At 70.9% G+C, this 412-nt stretch carries 1 protein-coding gene; it reads left to right on the top strand.

Translation table 11 applies throughout. The annotated features are described in order from the left end of the window. Positions 1-281: ATP-binding cassette domain-containing protein (locus EOA29_RS40495; RefSeq protein ID WP_127222611.1), on the top strand; the 281-nt coding region annotated here is incomplete at its 5' end. Between the last annotated feature and the right edge of the window lie 131 nt (positions 282-412).

The raw sequence follows: 412 nt of genomic DNA, 5'->3' as shown, positions 1-412 counted from the left end.
ACCCTGGCGAGCTGTCCGGGGGCGAGCAGCAGCGCGTCGCGATCGCCAGGGCGCTGGCGCCCTCGCCGCGCATCCTCATTGCCGACGAGCCGACCGGCAATCTCGACCAGGCGACGGGAAAGCAGATCGCCGACCTTCTCTTCGCCAAGGCCGCCGAGCGCGCCATGACGCTGGTGCTGGTCACGCATGATCCGGCGCTCGCGGCCCGCTGCGCGCGCCAGGTGTCGATGCGCTCCGGCCGGATCGAGGATGCGCCAAGGTCCGTGAAGGTGCCGGCTTGATGCCGCGCACATTGAAGCTCGCCGTCCGCTTCTCGCTGCGCGAGATGCGCGGCGGCCTGTCCGGCTTCATGATCTTCCTCGCCTGCATCGCGCTCGGCGTCGCGGCGATCGGCGGGGGCAATTTGGTGGCG

It is taken from the genome of Mesorhizobium sp. M1E.F.Ca.ET.063.01.1.1, assembly GCF_003998155.1.
Taxonomy (GTDB): Bacteria; Pseudomonadota; Alphaproteobacteria; order Rhizobiales; family Rhizobiaceae; genus Mesorhizobium.
Note: the sequence above shows the minus strand (reverse complement) of the source record. Positions and strands in the feature narration are given on the sequence as shown.